This is a genomic window from Mesorhizobium sp. NFR06 (assembly GCF_900115245.1).
Lineage (GTDB): Bacteria > Pseudomonadota > Alphaproteobacteria > Rhizobiales > Rhizobiaceae > Mesorhizobium.
This window is the reverse complement of record NZ_FOVT01000003.1, coordinates 281,310-299,319: the sequence shown is the minus strand read 5'-3', so window position 1 is coordinate 299,319 and position 18,010 is coordinate 281,310. Positions and strand designations below refer to the sequence as shown.

Here is an 18,010-nt window from a genome sequence, read left to right as displayed (position 1 = left end):
TTGACAATAGCCATGGCCTGCGCGACCCAGACCGGAATGGGACGGGCTGCGAAATATGGTTGCTGTGGCTAAGCTGTTGATCGTCAACTCGCCGCCGCGCGCCTTTCGTGCAAAAAGGACAGGGCCGTGACGAGGCCGCGCTCGCGGCGTGGCGGCGGCCGCCCGACCATTGCCGATGTCGCGCGCAAGGCGGGCGTTGGCGCGATCACCGTGTCGCGCGCCTTGCGCGAGCCGGGCCGCGTCTCGGAGGACCTGCGCCGACAGATACAAGCGGCGGTCGACGAGCTCGGCTATGTGCCTGACCCGAACGCACGCGCGCTTGCCTCGGCGCGCGCCGAGGTGTTCGGTGTGCTGGTGCCTTCGCTCACCAACAACGTCTTCGCCGAAGTGGTGCGCGGCATCTATGACAGCCTTTCCGACAGCCCGTTTCGCATCCAGATCGGCAACACGCATTATTCCGGCCTCGAGGAAGAGCGGCTGTTGCAGCTGTTCGGATCGCAACGCCCGGCGGCGCTGATCGTGGCCGGGATCGACCAGACGCCGAGCGCGCGACGATCGCTGGAGAATGCCGGCTGCCCGGTGGTGCAGATTATGGAGACAGGCGCCGATCCGGTCGACATGCTGGTCGGCTTTTCCCATTTCGACGGCGGCAGGACGGCCGCCGAGCATCTCCTGCAAGCCGGGTATCGCAAGATCGGCTTCATCGGCGCGCGGATGGATCCGCGCTCGCAACGGCGCCTGGCCGGCTACCGTGCCGCCATGGACGCCGCCGGGCTGTTCGATCCGCGGCTGATCACCACAACGCCGGTGCCGTCAAGCGTGACGCTCGGGCGCGAGCTGTTCCGCGACGCGCTGGCCAAGATGCCGACGCTCGACGGTGTGTTCTGCAACAATGATGATATCGCGCTCGGCGTCCTGTTCGAATGCCATCGTGCTTCGATCGACGTGCCGAAGCAGATCGGCATCGTAGGCTTCAACGATCTCGACATGATGCAGGTTTCGTTTCCTTCGATCACCAGCGTGCGTACGCACCGCTATGAAATCGGCACCCGCGCCGTCGCCATGGCCCTGGCGGCAATTGCCGGAAACCCGCCGCGGCAGCGGATCGTCGATCTCGGTTTCGAACTGATGCGGCGCGAGAGCACCGCGCGCTGAAGAACACGGAGAAATGACGAAGGCGGCGCTTTACAGCCTCGCATGGTAGCGCTACCATTTGTCTGTAAAATCAACATCCGGCAACGTTCAGGTCTGTTTATTATACATAAGCGACAGCTCATGCTTGTTTATTATGTATAATATGCTAGTTTTCTGAAGTGCCAGGAAGGTGAGGGGGAAGAGGAGGATCGGGGCGAAGCGGCCGCCCTGCAAGCGCGTTTGGTTGGCAGAGGCTGCCGGCTGGACAGCGCCAAGACTTCACGAACAAGCAGAACTGCAACCGGGAGGAATATCGATGATCAAGTCACTCGTTGGCGGCGTCATTGCCGCCACTGCATTCGTCATGCTGAGTTCGTCGGCGATTGCCGACCCCGAAATCGTGAAGGGACCGGCAGCCGAGCCCGACTGCTTCGCGCCCTGGTCGGCCGACACGCAATTCTTCAAATTTCCGAAGAAGGAGGGGCCCTACCGCATCGCGCTCGCCAACGGCTATATCGCCAACACTTGGCGCATCCAGATGATCCAGACGGCCAAGGCCTATGCCGCGCAACCCGACGTGGCCAAGAAGCTCAAGGAATTCAAGGTGGTGTCGACCGGCGAGGACGTGCCGGCGCAGATTTCCGCGATCAACAATTTCATCGATTCAGGCTTTGACGCGATCGTCGTCAACGCGCAGAACCCGACCGCCTTCGGGCCGGTGATCAAGCGCGCCAAGGAAGCCGGCGTCATCCTTGTCGCCTTCGACAACATCCTCGACACTAAGGATGCCATCAACGTCAATGTCGATCAGAAGGGCCTCGGAGAACTGTGGGCCAAGTGGCTGATCAGCCATATACCCGATGGCGGCAAGATTCTTGAAGTGCGCGGCGTTGCCGGCACCTCGGTCGACACCGATCGCCACAATGGCATCCATGAGGTTCTGGCCGCTTCGGGCAAGAAGTGGGACGTCACCGAAGTCGCCGGCAAATGGGATGATCCGACAGCGCAGAAGGTCACCGCCGACGCAATCGCCACCAACGGCCCGTTCGTCGGTATCACCGGACAGGGTGGCGACACCGGCATCGTGCAGGCGATGATCGACGCCAAGCATCCGTTCGTGCCGTTCGGCGGCGAAACCGAGAACGGCTTCCGCAAGTTCTGCGCGGCGCATGCGGCAGATGGGCTGAAGTGCTCTTCGGCCGGCACCGGCCCCGCCCAGGTGGCGGTCGCCATCAAGACGGCGATTGCCGCGCTCGAGGGCAATGTCGTGCCGCAATCGGTGAAACTGCCGCTGGCAATCGTCGAGGACCCGAACTTCAAGGAAGGCCAGGACTACTTCCCCGACCAGTCCGACAATTTCTTCGTCGGCAATTCCTTCCCGACCTGCGGCATCAATTTCACCGCGCAGGAAATCATGGGCCAGACCAAGGAAAACAAGTAGTCTGACTGGCCGGAGCGGCGGGGATCTCCCGCGGCTCCGGCTGCTTGCCATCTATCGACAGCAAATTGCCTCGGAGGGCAGATGGACGGCGCGGTTCCGCTCTTCCGCATGGAAGGCATATCCAAACGCTATGGCGGCGTGCGGGCGCTGGAAAAGGCGGAGCTGTCCGTCACGGCGGGCAGCATCCATGCCATCCTCGGCGAAAACGGCGCCGGCAAGTCGACATTGATCAAGGTGATGGCGGGCGTCGTGGCGCCCGACGAGGGCCGCATGACGCTGGACGGCAGCGAGGTGAGTTTCGCCTCGCCGGCGGCGGCCAACCAGGCGGGCATCGTCTGCATTTTCCAGGAACTGTCGCTGATCCCCGAACTCAGCGTCGCCGACAACATCGTCATTTCCGATCCGCCGAAGCGTTTCGGCCTGATCGACCGCAAGGCGCAGCGCCGTATCGCCGAAGAAGCGCTCGCTCGCGCCGGCGCGGCCGACATCCATCCGCTGGCCCTGGTCAAGGATCTGCCGCTGTCGCGCCGGCAGATGGTCGAGATCGCCAAGGCGCTGGCCCGCAAGCCGCGCATCCTGATCCTCGACGAGGCGACCTCGGCGCTGACCGCGACCGATGTCGCCAAGATCTTCGGCGTGCTGAGGCGGCTGCGGGAAGAGGGGTTGGCGCTGCTCTACATTTCGCACCGGATGAACGAGATCGCCGAGCTTGCCGACCAGTGCACCGTCTTCCGCAACGGCCGCAACGTCGCCAGCTACGCGGCCGGCTCGAAGAGCGACAGCGAAGTCGTCGAGTTGATGATCGGACGCGAATACAGCCATATCTTCCCGCCGAAGCCGCCGCGGCACGCTGCCGCCGTCCCGGTGCTGGAGGCGCGCAAGCTGTCCTGGACCGACCGGCTGGACAATGTCTCGCTCACCGTCGGGGCGGGCGAGGTTGTCGGCCTCGGCGGCCTCGATGGCCAGGGCCAGCGGGAGTTGCTGCTTGCCTTCTTCGGCGTGCTGCGCGGCCTTACCGGCGAGATACTGGTCGACGGCAAGGCGGTGGCCATCGCCAGTCCTTCAGCCGCGCGCGACGACCGTATCGGCATGGCGCTCATCCCCGAGGACCGCAAGACCGAGGGACTTATGCTGCCGATGACGGTGCGCGAGAATCTTTCCTTCGCGGCGCTCGACAGGGTGTCCAAGGCCGGCGTCATCGACCGCGCGGTCGAGCAGCGGCTGATCGACGACATGGTGGAGCTGCTTGCGATCAAGACCGCGGGTCTCGACATTCCGGTCGGCGCGCTGTCGGGCGGCAACCAGCAAAAGGTCGTCATCGCCAAATGGCTGATGCGCCAGCCGCGCATCGTGCTGCTCAACGACCCGACACGCGGCATCGATGTCGGCACCAAGCAGGAACTCTACCAACTGATGCGCAAGCTCGCCGACGCCGGGGCCGCGATCCTGTTCTATTCGACCGACTATGACGAGCTGATCGGGTGCTGCGACCGGGTGCTGGTGCTCTATGACGGCGCGGTAAAGCGCGAGCTGGTCGGCGCCGAGATCACCGAGCATGCGCTGATCGCCAGCGCACTCAATATCCACGGCGAGGCCGCCGGTCCGATGCACGGAGAGGGAGCATGAAGGGGATGATAGCGTGAAGGATTGGCGATACTGGCTGGCCGAACAACGCGGGACGCTGCTCGCACTCGGTATCTTCGTCGCCATGTTCGCGATCTACAGCGCGAACCATCCGGCCGGCTTTACCGCCAACGTCGTGCAGACGGCCGCCAACAAGGGCGTGCTGCTTGCCTTCGTCGCCATGGCGCAGACCCTTGTGGTGATCACCGCCGGCATCGACCTCTCGGTCGGCATGATCTTCACGCTGACCAATTGCCTGGCTTCCTGGCTGGTCATCGGCACCGGCCTCGAGACCGCCTTTGGCGTCGTCGCGGTGCTCGGCACCGGGCTCGTCTGCGGCGCGATCAACGGCGCCATCGTCATCTATGGACGGCTGCAGCCGATCGTGGCCACCATCGCCACCGGCGCCGTCTATTTCGGCCTCGCGCTGCTGCTGCGGCCGTTTCCCGGCGGCTCGGTCAATGAGGATCTTGCCGACGCCCTCACCGGGCGGCTGTTCGGCGTCGTCCCGGCAAGCCTAGTCGCGCTGGTGGTCGTGGTGGCGATCGTGTGGGTGCCGTTCAGCCGCTCGGTGCTTGGCCGCGCGGCCTACGCCGCCGGCTCCTCGGAGACGGCCGCCTACATGTCGGGCGTGCCGATCCGGCGCGGAAAATTCGTCGCCTACGCGCTTGCCGGGCTGCTTGCCGCGATCGGTGGCCTGTTCCTGACCTTCTTCACCTATACGGGCGACGCCGCCTATGCCAGCGGCAACGCCTATACGCTGTTTTCGATCGCCGCCGTGGTGCTCGGCGGCGTCTCGCTGTTCGGCGGCAAGGGCAGCGCGCTTGGCGCGATCTTCGGCGCGCTTGCCTTCCGCACCATCGGCGACCTGCTCTTCGTCTTCGACCTCGACCCGCTCTGGCAGCCGCTGTTCCAGGGCGTTATCCTGCTGATCGCGGTCAGCCTCGGCGCCTTCGCCCTGTTCAGGGTCCGCAACCGGCTGGAGTGGTTCCTGTGAGCGAGACGACCATGAATGGCATAGCCGGCCGCATGCCCAAATTCCTCCGCCGCGCCGATCCGGCCGTCGTCACCGCCTTCGCCTGCATCTTGCTGCTGCTTTTCCTCGGCAGCCTTTATTCGCGCAGCTTCCTGTCGCCCGAGTATCTGCTGCAGCAGCTCAAGGTGGCGTCGTTCCTCGGTGTCATCGCCACCGGCATGATGCTGGTGATCCTGCTCGGCCAGATCGACCTGTCGGTGCCGTGGTCGGTGGCGACGGGCGCCATGATGGCCAGTGCGGCCGCAGCTTACGGCCCTGTTGGCGTCGCGCTCGCCATCCCGTTCGGCATCCTGTGCGGCGTGGCAATCGGTATCGTCAACGGCATCGGCGTCGCTTACCTGCGCATTCCCTCGATGATCATCACGCTGGCCACCAACGCCGTCGCGCAAGGGTTGATGGTGGTTTATACGGGCGGCTTCTCGCCGCAGGATTCGGCAACGCCGGCCATGCGCTATCTGGCGACCGGCTTTGCCATTCCGGCGGTGCCTAACGCCGTCATTATCTGGGCGCTGATCGGCGCGGCCATGGTCTTTGCGCTGACCCGTACCGGCTTCGGCCGCGCCGTCTACGGCATCGGCAACCGGGAGCGCGCCGCCTATCTTTCGGGCATCGACACACGCCGCGTGGTGATGGTCGCCTTCGCGGTTTCAGGCGGGCTTTCAGCCTTTGGCGGCGTGCTTTTGGCCGGGTACGCCTCGAAGGCCGCGCAGTCGATGGGCGATGCCTATCTGCTGCCCTCGATCGCCGCCGTCGTGCTGGGCGGCACGTCGATCCTCGGCGGACGCGGCTCCTATCTCGGCACGGTGGCGGGTGTCATCCTGATCACGCTCCTGCAGTCGATCCTCTCGGTCATGCAGATGCCGGAGGCCGGGCGACAGATCATCTATGGCACGGTCATCGTCGCCATGCTCCTGCTCTACGGGCGTGCGCCGGCAAGCCGTGGGTGAGGCGAGCACAAGACCGCAGATCCCGGAGCTTGGCATGAACGATCTTCGTACGGCGCCGGCCATCGTCGTGATGGGCGTTGCGGGTTGCGGCAAGACGGCCCTCGGCGAAGCGCTCGCCAAGACGCTGGGCGCCGACTTCATCGAAGGAGACCGGCTGCATCCGCCAGAGAACGTGGCGCGCATGGCCAGTGGCGAACCGCTGACCGATGCGCTGCGCGCGGGCTGGCTCGATGCAATAGGCGAGCGTATCGCGACCTCCGTTGCCGGCGACCGGAAAGCGGTGGCCGCGTGCTCGGCGCTCAAGCGCGGCTACCGCGACCGGCTGAGCCGCTTCTGCCCGGACATCGTCTTCCTGTATCTGAAGATCGATCGCGAAACCGCCTGGCAACGGGTTGCCAATCGCAAGGGCCATTTCATGCCAGCAAGCCTGGTCGACAGCCAGTTCGCCACGCTGGAAGAGCCTGCCGCGGACGAACGGGCGGTGACAATCGACGGAACGCGAAGCGTTGCCGGGATATTGAAAGAGATCATCGGCTAGAACGCTTGGGGCGATTCACGCGTCGTCGTTGCCGATCGCGGTCTCGGCTGGCCGCTCGGTCAGCCGCACCGCACTCGACCAGGTCATCATCTGCTCCGGACAAAGTTTGAGCGTTTCCAGCATATGGTCGCGTTTCGACAGGATATATCCCGCCTGAACAGTGAGATTCTTCGCAGTGGTTTCCTTTGCCGGTGACGCCGGCGCTTGCGGGGCTGCGCTCAACTCGCTGATGATCACCCGGTACCGGCGAAAGGGCACCGTCTCGATGGTCGCCATGTGAAACAGCGCCGCGCCGGCGCGTGCGGCGAAGTTTGCCGGCGCCGAGGCGAGGTGGGTCCAGCCACGCTCCCCCATGGCAGCTTCGGTGAAGGCCGAGCCGGCGTAGACGGTGTTGGTCATCAACACCACGCCGTTGCCTTTCAGAACCTTTTGGATGCGCGTGGTGACCTGATAGGCGTCGGTACGCTCGAAGACGATCCGGCTTTTCAGGAAGCGGTTCTCGACCTTGACCAGCGGCCGGTTGACGACGCGCAAGCCAAACGTGCTTGGCGAGAAGCCATGGAATTGCGCACTCACCTGATGGGCATCGATACCGGCCTCATGGAGGGCGCGCTTGCCCATGATGGTCTGCGCCGTGAACTGGTCGCACCATACGATGGCGCCGCGCCCGTTACGCACGGCCTCTTGCAAACCTTCGAGGCCTTCCAGCCGGATGGCGGGCGACCAGCGCCAGCCGGCAACGAGATGCACCGCCAGCATCAGCCGTCGCCGGTGAGTGGCGGCCAATTGTGCTTCGAACATGCTTCGTGTGTCGACCGCATCGCCGAGCACCGCCTTCACCGCGACGTCGTAACGGGCAAACTCCTTGCGAAAGTGGCGCTTGCGCCTGAGCCGGGACACCCAGCCGCAGACGGGCCCCCACCAGGAGACCGGCAGCATCGCCGCGACGCCGAGATAGAACAAGGACAGCAGGCTCTCGCGCAGGTCCCGGTTGGAGAAGCGACGCAATTTGCCCGGGCGGACGACCTTGCGGCTGAAGAAGCGAACGGACTCATTGCGCCCCGGCACCGGCACGTCGGCGATGATCTCTGTGCGATGGATGTCACTCGACGATGGCTGCCGGCTGGCCTTGCGGGAATTGCCAAGCCAAGGCAGCCTCATGCGTTCAGAGCCCTGTTTCATCCTCCAGCCGCTTTACTGGGTCCGCAGCCGACTGGCAACCAAGGCCGCCAAGCAGGACAGGCGGCTTAACGTTAACCGCGCAATTGCGAAGCGGCGAAGCCGCCGGGCCTGCCCCGCACGCTTTCCTGGAATTGCTAGATCTGGCCTGGAATTTCTTAGATCTGGCCTGGAATTGGTTAGATCTGGGAAGTGAGCTCGGCCGGAAAGTCGTCGTTGTCGGCGTCGCGCATGGCGGCGAGGCTGCGGTTGTCGAGCACTTCGGCGATCGCCTGGCGCACTTCCAGCATCATATGGCGGACCTGGCATGTCGCCTCGTCGCAATCCTCGCAGCGCTGATATTGCGTGCGGCTGGCGCAAGGGATCGGCGCCAGCGGCCCGTCGAGCACGCGCACGACATGGCCGATCTTGATCTCGGAAGCGGGCCGGGCAAGACGATAACCGCCTTCCTTGCCCTTGCGGCTCTGGACAAAACCGGCATTGCGCAGCTCGCCTAGGATCGCGTCCAGGAATTTCTTCGGAATGTTGTTGGCGACCGCGATGTCGTTGACGAAAGCAAGCTGGCCAGCCGGCAGGCTGGAAAGATGCACGAGGGCCTTGAGGCCGTATTTGCCTTTTTTGGTCAGCATGCCCGATTCAGTTCATCAAACCCCAATGCGCCTGCATCTGGCGGTTGTTTGTGTGCAAATCATGACAGTTTGACCGTAGAACGCCGCCTGGCCCAACAATTTGCCGGTGCAATTTAGGCATAAACGCGTTGATTCTTCGTAACGTTTTTCACGTTGGGCGTCGGGATTTCCCCTGCCGAACCTTGGCGGCCGGCTGACATGAAGAAAGCCGGCAAGGCCGGCCTGCTTCGCTTCCTGATTGTGCGGCGGTTCAGCGGCTGCCGTACGCTTGATCGAGCAGCCCGCCGCTGGCGAAATGCTCTTTCTGCACCTTGTCCCAGCCGCCAAAGACCTCTTCGACCGTCAGCAGGCGGACGTCCGGGAAGTCGGCCTTGTATTTGGCGGCGACCTTTGCGTCGCGAACCCGCAGGCCGTTGCCAGCGGCAATATCCTGGCCTTCCGGCGTGTAGAGGAAGTCGAGATAGGTCTTGGCGAGATCGCGGCTGCCGTGCTCGTCGGCGACTTTGTCGACGATCGCCACCGGGAACTCGGCCAGCAGGCTGACCGAAGGCGTGACCTGCTCGAATTTGTCGTCGCCATACTCCTTGCGGATGCCGCGCGTCTCCGACTCGAAGGTAATCAGCACGTCGCCGATCTCGCGCTGGACGAAGGTGGTTGTGGCGGCGCGCCCGCCTGTATCGAAGATCGGCACGTTGTTGAAGAGCTTGGTGATGAACTCCTTCACCTTGGCGTCGTCGCCCTTGAAGGCTTCCTTGGCGTAGGCGGTGGCGGCGAGATAGGTATAGCGCGCATTGCCTGATGTCTTCGGGTTCGGGAAGATCACCTGCACGTCGTCGCGCACCAGGTCGTTCCAATCCTTGATGTGCTTGGGATTGCCGGCGCGCACCAGGAAGGACGGCAGCGAATAGAAGGGCGAGGCGTTGTCTGGAAAATCCTTCTGCCAGTCGGCGGAGAGGAGGCCCTTCTTGACCAGGAAGTCGACGTCGGTGACCTGGTTGAAGGTGACGACATCGGCGGCAAGACCCTCGGCGATGGCGCGTGCCTGCGCCGAAGTGCCAGCATGCGACTGGTCGATGGCGATGCCGGGGTGCTTGGCGATGAAGGCTTTGTTGATGTCCGCGAACAACTCGCGGCCGACGTCATAGGAAGCGTTCAAAAGCCTGTCGGCCGACCACGCTTGGGAGGACGCGAGGACAAGACCGGCGACAGTTGCGATGCCGAGCAATAGACGCTTCATGAAAATGGCTCCGAGGAAAATATGCTAATTGGATGATAGCCGTCGTCCCGATGCGCGACGAGATATGCACGCCGGCTCGACAGCGTCGCGGCGAGAAAAGACGTCGCCGGAACAGTCAGTTGTTAGGATTTCTTTCCAGCTAGAATCGCGCTTGGGCCGGATTTGGAAGCAAAAGGTTTGCATTTCGGTGTCATGGCATATACATTTGACATATACAAGGGAGCCTGCCATGACCTCACGTCGCCACGCAACGACGCCGCCGAAGGAGGCAAAGCTGTTCCGCAACAACCGCAGCCAAGCGGTGCGGATCCCCGTCGAGTTCGAGCTCCCGGGGGACAAGGTCTTGATCAGCCGCGAAGGTGATCGCCTAGTCATTGAGCCGGTGCGTAAATCAGGTCTCGCTGCGCTGCTCGGTCAATGGGCAAAGGAACCCCCGCTCGGTCCAGAAGATGATTTTCCCGAGATCAACGATAGTCCCGTCAAACCCGAGGACATCTTTTGATGCGGTTCATGCTCGACACGAACATCATAAGCGACATGATCCAAAATCCCGCTGGCAAGGCCGCCGCTGCGGCCGCGCGCGAGGGGGACGCTGCCGTCTGCACCAGCATCGTTGTCGCTTCGGAGCTGCGGTACGGCTGCGCCAAGAAGGGATCGGCCAAATTGCTCAGGAAGGTCGAGGAACTGCTGGCCGAAATTCCGGTCCTCCCGCTCGATGTGCCGGTGGATGCCGAATACGGCGCACTCCGCGCCGAGCTGGAAGGCATGGGCCAGACCATAGGCCGCAACGACCTCTTTATCGCTGCCCACGCCTGTGCGTCAGGCACGACACTGGTGACGGCCAACATGGCCGAGTTCACCCGGATCAGGAAGCTGAAGGTCGAGAACTGGCTGGAATAGAGCAAATCCAGAAAAGTGTGAAAAGGCCGGCTCAGCGCCTTCGCATCAAGCCGCCGGAAAGAGCTTCCAGCGCCGCGGCCGGAAGGCGACGCGGCTCTTCTGCGCGGCGGGATGGTCGACCGGCAGCTCGATCTCGACGCGCTGGCGCTCGCCGCCGATCTCTAGCTCGACGCGTCGCGTGCCGGCGACGCGGCGGCTGGCGGCTACCGTGCCGGCGATGCAGCCGCTGCAGCCGTCGAGCAGATCGACGTCGTGCGGGCGGAAGTGGAGCACCGCCTCGCCGGACGGCGCATGCGGCGCCTGCAGGCCGATCGGCCGGTCGGCGATCCACACCTCACCATTCTCGACCTTGACCGGCAGCGAGCTCGACTCGCCGATGAAGGAGTAGACGAAGGGCGAGTTCGGCGTGTCGTAGATGTCGTCGGCGGTGCCGACCTGCTCGATGCGGCCCTGACTCATGACCACGACGCGATCGGCGAGCTCCAGCGCCTCTTCCTGGTCATGCGTGACAAAGACGGTGGTGTGGCCGGTGCGGTCATGAATCTCGCGCAGCCAGCGGCGCAGCTCGCGGCGAACCTGCGCATCGAGCGCGCCGAACGGCTCGTCGAGCAAAAGCACCTTGGGCTCGATCGCCATGGCGCGAGCCAATGCCACGCGCTGGCGCTGGCCGCCGGAGAGCTGTGCGGGATAGCGCTTTTCCAGCCCGGTCAACTGGACGAGGTCGAGCAGTTCCATCGCCCGGCGGCGGATTTCCTGCGCTGAAGGGCGGGCAGCCCTATGCCGGACCTTCAGGCCGAAGCCGATATTGTCGGCGACCGTCATGTGACGGAACAGCGCGTAATGCTGGAAGACGAAACCGACGTTGCGTTCCTGGATCGACTTCTGCGAAGCGTCCTCGTCGCCGAAGAAGATCGCGCCCTTGGTCGGCCGCTCTAGGCCGGCGATCAGGCGAAGCAGCGTCGTCTTGCCGGAACCAGATGGTCCGAGCAGCGCGATGAGCTCGCCGGACCTGATGTCGAGCGAAACGTCGTGGAGCGCCGGAAACCGCTCGAACTCCTTGCGTACGTTGACGACGCGAACTTCCATACAAATCCCTCAATTCGTTGATGCGTCGTTATCCCGAGACCGCCAGGCCTTCGGGCGACTGCTATTCGTCAGTGCCCGCGCGTCGCGGCAAGCTCGGCGCCGTAGCGCATCTCGAGCAGCGTTTTCAAGACCAGCGTCACCAGCGCCAGGCCGGCGAGCAGCGAAGCGACCGCGAAGGCGCCGACGGCATTGTATTCGTTATAGAGGATCTCGACATGCAGCGGCATGGTGTTGGTGAGGCCGCGTATGTGGCCCGACACCACCGAGACCGCGCCGAACTCGCCCATGGCGCGCGCGTTGCACAGCAGCATGCCGTAGAGCAGCCCCCATTTGACGTTGGGCAGCGTCACGTACCAGAAGGCCTGCCAGCCGCTGGCGCCGAGCGAGAGCGCCGCCTCCTCGTCGCCGTTGCCCTGCTCCTGCATCAGCGGGATGAGCTCGCGCGCGACGAAGGGGAAGGTGACGAAGACGGTTGCCAGGACGATGCCCGGCACCGCGAACAGGATCTGGATGCCATGCGCCTTCAGCCATGCGCCCAGCAGCCCCTGCGCGCCGAAGAGCAGCACATAGACCAGGCCGGAGATGACTGGAGAGACCGAGAAGGGCAGGTCGATCAGCGTGGTCAGGAATGCCTTGCCCTTGAATTCGAACTTGGCGATCGCCCAGGCGGCCGAAAGGCCGAAGACGAGATTGAGCGGCACCGAGATCGCCGCCACCAGCAAGGTCAGGCGGATGGCGGAGCGCGTGTCGGCATCGCTCAAGGATTCGAAATAGGCGCCGACGCCCTTGGCGAAAGCCTCCTTGAAAACGATGATCAGCGGCAAAAGCAGGAAGACGCCGAGAAACACAAGCGTGACGATCGTCAGCGTGACGCGGACGGGACCGCTCTCGGTGACCGCCGCCGACCGGCTCTCGTGCAGCGGTTCATAGGATTTGATCTCGGGATCAGCCATAGCGCTTGCGGCTCCATGTCTGCACGAGGTTGATGACCAGGAGCATCGCAAAGGACAATGCGAGCATGATTGCAGCGATCGCGGTCGCGGCCGGGTAGTTGTATTCCTCGAGGCGGATGACGATCAAAAGCGGCGCGATCTCCGATTTGTAGGGCAGGTTGCCGGCGATGAAGATGACCGAGCCGTACTCGCCGACGCCGCGCGCGAAGGCGAGCGAGAAGCCGGTGATGATGGCCGGCGCCAGCCCTGGCAGGAGCACGCGGGTGATGATCTGGAAGCGGCTGGCGCCGAGCGTGGCGGCGGCTTCCTCGACCTCCTTGTCGATTTCTTCCATGATCGGCTGGACGGTGCGCACGACGAAAGGCAGCCCGATGAAGACCAGCGCCACGACTATGCCGAGCGGCGTGTAGGCGACCTTGATGCCGAGCGGCATCAGCAATTTGCCGAGCCAGCCGGTGGGCGCATAGAGCGTGGTGAGCGCAATGCCGGCGACCGCGGTGGGCAGCGCGAAAGGCAGGTCGACCATGGCATCGACGACGCGGCGGCCGGGGAAACGATAGCGGACCAGCACCCAGGCGACGAGGGTTCCGAACAAGACGTTGACCGCCGCGGCGATGAAAGCCGTGCCGAAACTGATCTGCAGGGCCCTGACGGTGCGCGGGTCGGTGGCAAGCGCCCAGAAATCGGCCCAGCCGAGCGCCGCCGAGCGCCAGATGAGCCCCGAGAGCGGGATGAGGATGATGAGCGTGAGGTAGGCAAGCGAGAAGCCGAGCGTCAGTCCGAAACCCGGAATGACACTCGGCTGTCTGAACCGCCACCCCGCTTGAGCGGGCGCTGTGGTCATACTGTTCAGGATCGTCCCTTCTTAACTCAACCAGATTGCACTCGGCCTTTCGAAGGCATGGCCTTCACTGGGCCGGCTTGTAGATCTGGTCGAATATACCACCGTCGCCGAAATGGTAAGGCTGCGCCTTCTTCCAACCGCCGAATTGAGGATCGTCGATGGTGACCAGCTTGATCGCCGGCAGCTTGGCAAGGTCTTCCGGCGGCACGAGGTCGGGCTTGGCCGGGCGATAATGGTTCCTGGCGATAATGGTCTGGCCTTCCTTCGAATAGAGATAGGAAAGGTAAGCCTCAGCCACCTTGCGCGTGCCCTTGGCGTCGACATTGGCGTCGACGACGGCGACCGGCGGCTCAGCCAGGATCGAGGTCGGCGGGTAGACGATGTCGAAATTGTCGGCGCCGAATTCGTCGAGCGCCAGATAGGCGTCGTTTTCCCAGCCGATCAGGACGTCGCCTAGCCCCTTCTGCGCGAAGGTAACGGTCGAGCCGCGGGCGCCGCTGTCCAGCACCGGCGCATTGGCATAGAGCTTGCCGACGAATTCCTTGGTCTTGGCCTCGTCATTGCCGTCATGAGCGTTGGCATAGGCCCAGGCGGCGAGATAGTTCCAGCGCGCGCCGCCGGAGGTCTTGGGGTTCGGCGTGATCACCTGCACGCCGTCCTTCACCAGATCGCTCCAATCATGAATGCCCTTGGGGTTGCCCTTGCGCACCAGGAAGATGATGGTCGAGGTGTAAGGCGCTGAATTGTTTTCGAATTTCGTGCGCCAGTCGGGATTGATCTTCTTCGACTTGGAGACGATGGCGTTGATGTCGCCTTCGAGCGCCAGCGTCACGACATCGGCGTCGAGGCCATCAATGACCGCGCGGGCCTGCGCGCCCGATCCGCCATGCGACTGCTGGATGGTGACCGTCTCGCCGGTCTCAGCTTTCCAGTGCGCGGCGAAGGCCTCGTCATAGGCCTTATAGAGTTCACGTGTCGGATCGTAGGACACATTCAAAATGGTGGTGTCGGCGAACGCGAAACCGAGCGTGCCGAACTGGACAGATGTGGCGACCAGCGCGCCGAGCAGTTTCCTGAAATGAGGTTTGGTCATTTCCGCCTCCGTTGAACTGCTGCGAACTCTACCGAGTTTATAGAATTTAGATGCATTGAATGTTGCCTTTTTCACCTCCTTGAAGCAATTTTTCGCCGAGCTTGCGCCGGATGAGGAAATAACTTCCTCAGTTGGCGGCCGCATGGCTCCTCGTCAGCCGGCCTAATTAGAAGCGGTCGGGGTCAGGACAAGTCCGGACGCCTAATTGGCGGTGACCGGAAAATCGAAACGCTGTTTTGGAAAAGGCTCTTTTGCGAGCGTGAAATGCCACCATTCGCGCGCATAGTTGCGGAAGCCCGCGGCGCGCATTGCGGCAAGCAGCATCTTGCGGTTCGCTGCCGCTTCGGCGGGAAGAGGCTGGTGCGCCGTCTCGCTCATCGGATCGAAACAGTCGAAGCCAGTGCCGAAATCGAGCGTGCCGCCGTCCGGCGCGCCGCAGGCCGGATGCCCCGCGCTCTTCCTGTCGGCTTCGGCGACGGCGAGGTCGACTGTCGAGCCGCGCGAATGGCTGGACAACTCGCCGATATAGCCCTTGGCGACAAGATCGCCGCGCCGGACCGTCGGATACCATTGCGGGTCCGGCGGCCCCCCTTGTCTTGTCCATTTGCCCATGTCGGCAACAGCGCGCGCCGGGCGATAACAGTCGAAGACGATCAGCGTCAGGCCTTTGGCGGTCATTGCTTTCTGGACGCTGGAGAGGGCCTTCGCGGTCCGCGCGGTCAGGATGCAGACCGGCGCGTCGTAGCCGTCGGCTTTTCGGTGCAGGAAGTTTTCAAGACCGGCGTAGCGGATGTCCTGGCGAATGGCCGGGTCGACATCGGCCAGCCTGACGAAGCCGGCGGGGAGGGGATCGGCGTAAGCGGAGAGAGGCAGCAGCGTGAGCGTTATCGCTACAAAGAACGCTCTCAACGAAAGTTGGCGCGAGGCACCCCCCCCTCTGCCCTGCCGGGCATCTCCCCCAGAAGGGGGAAGATTGGATTTCGCATCGCCTTTCGCCAACCGCCAAAGGTTGAGCGCGACACCGAAGCTGCTGATCTCCCCCCTTGAGGGGGAGATGGCCCGGCAGGCCAGAGGGGGACGCCTCGCGCCATGCATCAGGCGAGAAATTCCGCGAGCCGAAGCCTTAAGAAGCGCAATCCTCTGAATCGCTTGCCGCTTTCTACTCAACGAACACCTTCACGCTCGCCGCGCGTCCGGCGGCATCGATAACCGTGAGCGTCGAATAGCCGGTGCCGTCGGGCTGCCATGTCGCGGTCCGGCGCCGGTCGATGCCGGCGAGCGGCTTGCCGTTGGCGAGCCAGCGGAAAGGCGCCCGGCCGCCCTGCAGTTTCAGAACCAGCGGCGTGGCATCGGCCGAACCGGTGCCGAGGTCGACGCGAGCGCCATTGGGCGGAAAGATGATGGTCGGCGCCGGCTCGGTGGCGGTGGCCTGCACCAGGCCGTCGGACCCGGCGCCGAAGCGGGCAAGCGTCACCGGCAATTCTTCGCGCTTGGGGTTGAAGACGCCAGGCGGCCGGCTAGGCAGCGGCACGCTGGCAAGGCCGGAGCGGACGAAGCCTTCGAACAGGATGGGTGCTGCCGAGACATAGCCCGACAGGCCGGGAACAGGGCCGGCGTCGGCGCGGCCGACCCACACACCCAGAACGTAACGGCCATCGAAGCCGACGGACCAGGCATCGCGATAGCCGTAAGAGGTGCCGGTCTTGTAGGCGATGCCGCGCTGCATGGCGCCCTCCGGCGGCTTCACGCCGGACAGGATGTCGTTGATCTGCCAGGCCGCCTGGTCGTCGAGGATGGTGGCGGTGATGCGTTCGGCACTGGCCGGCTCGGTGCCGTCATGTAGCGTGTGCATCTTCCCGCCATTGGCGAGGCCCGCATAAAGCTGCACCAGATCGCGCAAAGTCACGCCGACCCCGCCAAGGCCGATCGCCAGGCCCGGCGCCTCGTTGGCGGGCAGTATCGGGTTGACGCCGGCCTGGCGGAAGCGCGCCGTCAGGCGCGCCGGACCGACCGCGTCGAGCACGCGGATCGCCGGTACGTTGAGCGACAATTGCAGGGCCTGGCGGATCGAAACGTCGCCTTGGTAACCCATATCGAAGTTCTTTGGACGGTAGCCGCCGAAATCGGCCGGTCTGTCCTCGATGATGGTTTCCTGCGCTACCAGTCCCTGCTCGAAGGCAAGTCCGTAGATGAAAGGTTTCAGCGTCGAGCCGGGAGAGCGCACGACCTTGGTCATGTCGATCCAGCCGGAACGGCCGGCGTCGAAGAAGTCGGCCGAGCCGACCTCGCCAAGAATGTCGCCGGTGCGCGCATCGGCCATGACCATGGCGACGGAAAGTTTCGGGCTGAGCTTCCTGGCGGCGTCCCTTGCCACCTGTTCCAGCCCCTGCTGCACGCTTTTGCGGATGGTGAGCTGTAGCGGCTGGCCGGGAATGGCCCTGGGCAGCATGGCATAGGAGGCGTGCGCGGCCAGCGCCGGCAGCTTGCGGCGTAGGCCGGAGACGTCGTCCAGCGCGGCGCGCGCGGCCTCGCGTTCGCCAAGCAGGCCGGCCGAGACCATGCGGGTCAGCACACGGTCGCGCGCGGCATGGGCGATGTCGAGGTTGCGGTCGGGCCGGCGCTTTTCCGGCAATTGCGGCAGGGCGACGAGGAGGGCGGCTTCCGAGACGGTGAGCCGCTTCGGCTCCTTGCCGAAATAGGCGAGCGAGGCGGCGCGAATGCCTTCGAGATTGCCGCCATAGGGTGCCAGCGTCAGATAGCGCTCGAGGATTTCGCGCTTGGAGAGCCGACGCTCGATCTGGATGGCGCGCAGCATCTGCTTGACCTTCGAACCGAGGCTGCGGCTGTCGCGCGGCTCGATCAGCCGGGCAAGCTGCATCGACAAGGTCGAGCCGCCCGACACGATATGGCCGTTGGTGACGAGCTGGCCGGCGGCTCGGCAAAGTGCGAGGACGTCGACACCGCGGTGATCCCAGAAGCGTTTGTCCTCATAGGCGACCAGCATGTCGACGAACTGCTTGTCGACCTGGTCGAGCCTGGTTTCGAGCCGCCAGTAGCCGTCTGGCGTGGCGAAGGCGCGCAGGAGCTGGCCGTCGCGGTCCAGGACCTCGGTGGAGACCGTCAGCTTTGCCGGCAGCGGCGGTGGAAAGGCGCGGTCGAGTTCCCAGAGCGCGGCGCTCGACGCGGCCGCTGCGCAAGCAAGCGAAATGCCTGCGATCGCACCGCGTCTGAGGACTTTTTTGGCGAGCATGGCGCTGGCCCTCATCCGCCTGCCCGTCCTCCGCAGCAGCTGCGCTGCAGCCGCGGAGGGTGGACCGGCACCTTCTCCGCGCATAGTGACGGGGAGAAGGGGTAAGCTTCGCGGGCGGCG

Annotated in this window: 17 protein-coding genes; 8 read left to right on the top strand and 9 right to left on the bottom strand. The window is 64.1% G+C overall.

What is annotated here, in order from left to right; all coding sequences use genetic code 11:
• Window positions 1-126: 126 nt before the first annotated feature.
• The 6 genes from F3H96_RS08125 (at window position 127) to F3H96_RS08100 (ending at window position 6,719) form a co-directional block, all read left to right on the top strand.
• Complete coding sequence (locus F3H96_RS08125; protein WP_149791424.1) at window positions 127-1,155, top strand: LacI family DNA-binding transcriptional regulator; 1,029 nt, start codon at window positions 127-129, stop codon at window positions 1,153-1,155.
• A gap of 295 nt (window positions 1,156-1,450) precedes the next feature.
• Window positions 1,451-2,575, top strand: coding sequence for a sugar ABC transporter substrate-binding protein (locus tag F3H96_RS08120; RefSeq protein ID WP_149791423.1), 1,125 nt, complete (start codon window positions 1,451-1,453; stop codon window positions 2,573-2,575).
• Window positions 2,576-2,656: 81 nt separating this feature from the next.
• Window positions 2,657-4,201: a sugar ABC transporter ATP-binding protein gene (locus F3H96_RS08115; protein WP_149791422.1), complete on the top strand. Its 1,545-nt coding sequence runs from the start codon at window positions 2,657-2,659 to the stop codon at window positions 4,199-4,201.
• Window positions 4,202-4,214: 13 nt separating this feature from the next.
• Window positions 4,215-5,195 carry an ABC transporter permease gene (locus tag F3H96_RS08110; protein ID WP_149791421.1) on the top strand — a complete coding sequence of 327 codons (981 nt, stop codon included), beginning with the start codon at window positions 4,215-4,217 and terminating at the stop codon, window positions 5,193-5,195.
• The gene (locus tag F3H96_RS08105; protein WP_149791420.1) at window positions 5,192-6,181 is read left to right on the top strand and encodes an ABC transporter permease; all 990 of its coding nucleotides are present in this window, start codon (window positions 5,192-5,194) and stop codon (window positions 6,179-6,181) included. The genes F3H96_RS08110 and F3H96_RS08105 overlap by 4 nt, the downstream gene beginning before the upstream one ends.
• Window positions 6,182-6,215: 34 nt before the next feature.
• Window positions 6,216-6,719: a gluconokinase gene (locus F3H96_RS08100; RefSeq protein ID WP_244619937.1), complete on the top strand. Its 504-nt coding sequence runs from the start codon at window positions 6,216-6,218 to the stop codon at window positions 6,717-6,719.
• A 15-nt stretch (window positions 6,720-6,734) separates the two neighbouring features.
• Here F3H96_RS08100 and F3H96_RS08095 read toward each other — a convergent pair whose 3' ends face one another.
• From F3H96_RS08095 to F3H96_RS08085, 3 genes are all read right to left on the bottom strand, one after another.
• Entirely contained in the window at window positions 6,735-7,880 is a 1,146-nt protein-coding gene (locus F3H96_RS08095; protein WP_149791419.1) for a hypothetical protein, read from the bottom strand.
• 197 nt (window positions 7,881-8,077) lie between these two features.
• On the bottom strand, window positions 8,078-8,527 hold the full coding sequence (locus F3H96_RS08090; RefSeq protein WP_027167615.1) for an Rrf2 family transcriptional regulator: 450 nt from the start codon (window positions 8,525-8,527) through the stop codon (window positions 8,078-8,080).
• Window positions 8,528-8,777: 250 nt separating this feature from the next.
• Window positions 8,778-9,764: a sulfate ABC transporter substrate-binding protein gene (locus tag F3H96_RS08085; protein WP_149791418.1), complete on the bottom strand. Its 987-nt coding sequence runs from the start codon at window positions 9,762-9,764 to the stop codon at window positions 8,778-8,780.
• Between the two features lie 229 nt (window positions 9,765-9,993).
• Between F3H96_RS08085 and F3H96_RS08080 the strand changes: the two genes are divergently transcribed.
• On the top strand, window positions 9,994-10,266 hold the full coding sequence (locus F3H96_RS08080; RefSeq protein WP_149791417.1) for an antitoxin: 273 nt from the start codon (window positions 9,994-9,996) through the stop codon (window positions 10,264-10,266).
• On the top strand, window positions 10,266-10,664 hold the full coding sequence (locus F3H96_RS08075) for a type II toxin-antitoxin system VapC family toxin (RefSeq protein WP_149791416.1): 399 nt from the start codon (window positions 10,266-10,268) through the stop codon (window positions 10,662-10,664). The genes F3H96_RS08080 and F3H96_RS08075 overlap by 1 nt, the downstream gene beginning before the upstream one ends.
• A 45-nt stretch (window positions 10,665-10,709) precedes the next feature.
• Here F3H96_RS08075 and F3H96_RS08070 read toward each other — a convergent pair whose 3' ends face one another.
• The 6 genes from F3H96_RS08070 to pbpC form a co-directional block, all read right to left on the bottom strand.
• A complete protein-coding gene (locus F3H96_RS08070) occupies window positions 10,710-11,750 on the bottom strand; it encodes a sulfate/molybdate ABC transporter ATP-binding protein (protein WP_149791415.1) in 1,041 nt (346 codons plus the stop codon).
• 68 nt (window positions 11,751-11,818) lie between these two features.
• Complete coding sequence (cysW, locus tag F3H96_RS08065; protein WP_149791414.1) at window positions 11,819-12,703, bottom strand: sulfate ABC transporter permease subunit CysW; 885 nt, start codon at window positions 12,701-12,703, stop codon at window positions 11,819-11,821.
• Window positions 12,696-13,547: a sulfate ABC transporter permease subunit CysT gene (cysT, locus tag F3H96_RS08060; RefSeq protein ID WP_149791413.1), complete on the bottom strand. Its 852-nt coding sequence runs from the start codon at window positions 13,545-13,547 to the stop codon at window positions 12,696-12,698. The genes cysW and cysT overlap by 8 nt, the downstream gene beginning before the upstream one ends.
• Before the next feature lie 64 nt (window positions 13,548-13,611).
• Window positions 13,612-14,640, bottom strand: a complete 1,029-nt coding sequence (locus F3H96_RS08055) for a sulfate ABC transporter substrate-binding protein (RefSeq protein ID WP_149791412.1) — start codon at window positions 14,638-14,640, stop codon at window positions 13,612-13,614.
• A 201-nt stretch (window positions 14,641-14,841) separates the two neighbouring features.
• Complete coding sequence (locus F3H96_RS08050; protein ID WP_244619936.1) at window positions 14,842-15,549, bottom strand: M15 family metallopeptidase; 708 nt, start codon at window positions 15,547-15,549, stop codon at window positions 14,842-14,844.
• 250 nt (window positions 15,550-15,799) lie between these two features.
• Entirely contained in the window at window positions 15,800-17,890 is a 2,091-nt protein-coding gene (gene pbpC, locus F3H96_RS08045; RefSeq protein WP_244619935.1) for a penicillin-binding protein 1C, read from the bottom strand.
• Window positions 17,891-18,010 lie beyond the last annotated feature (120 nt).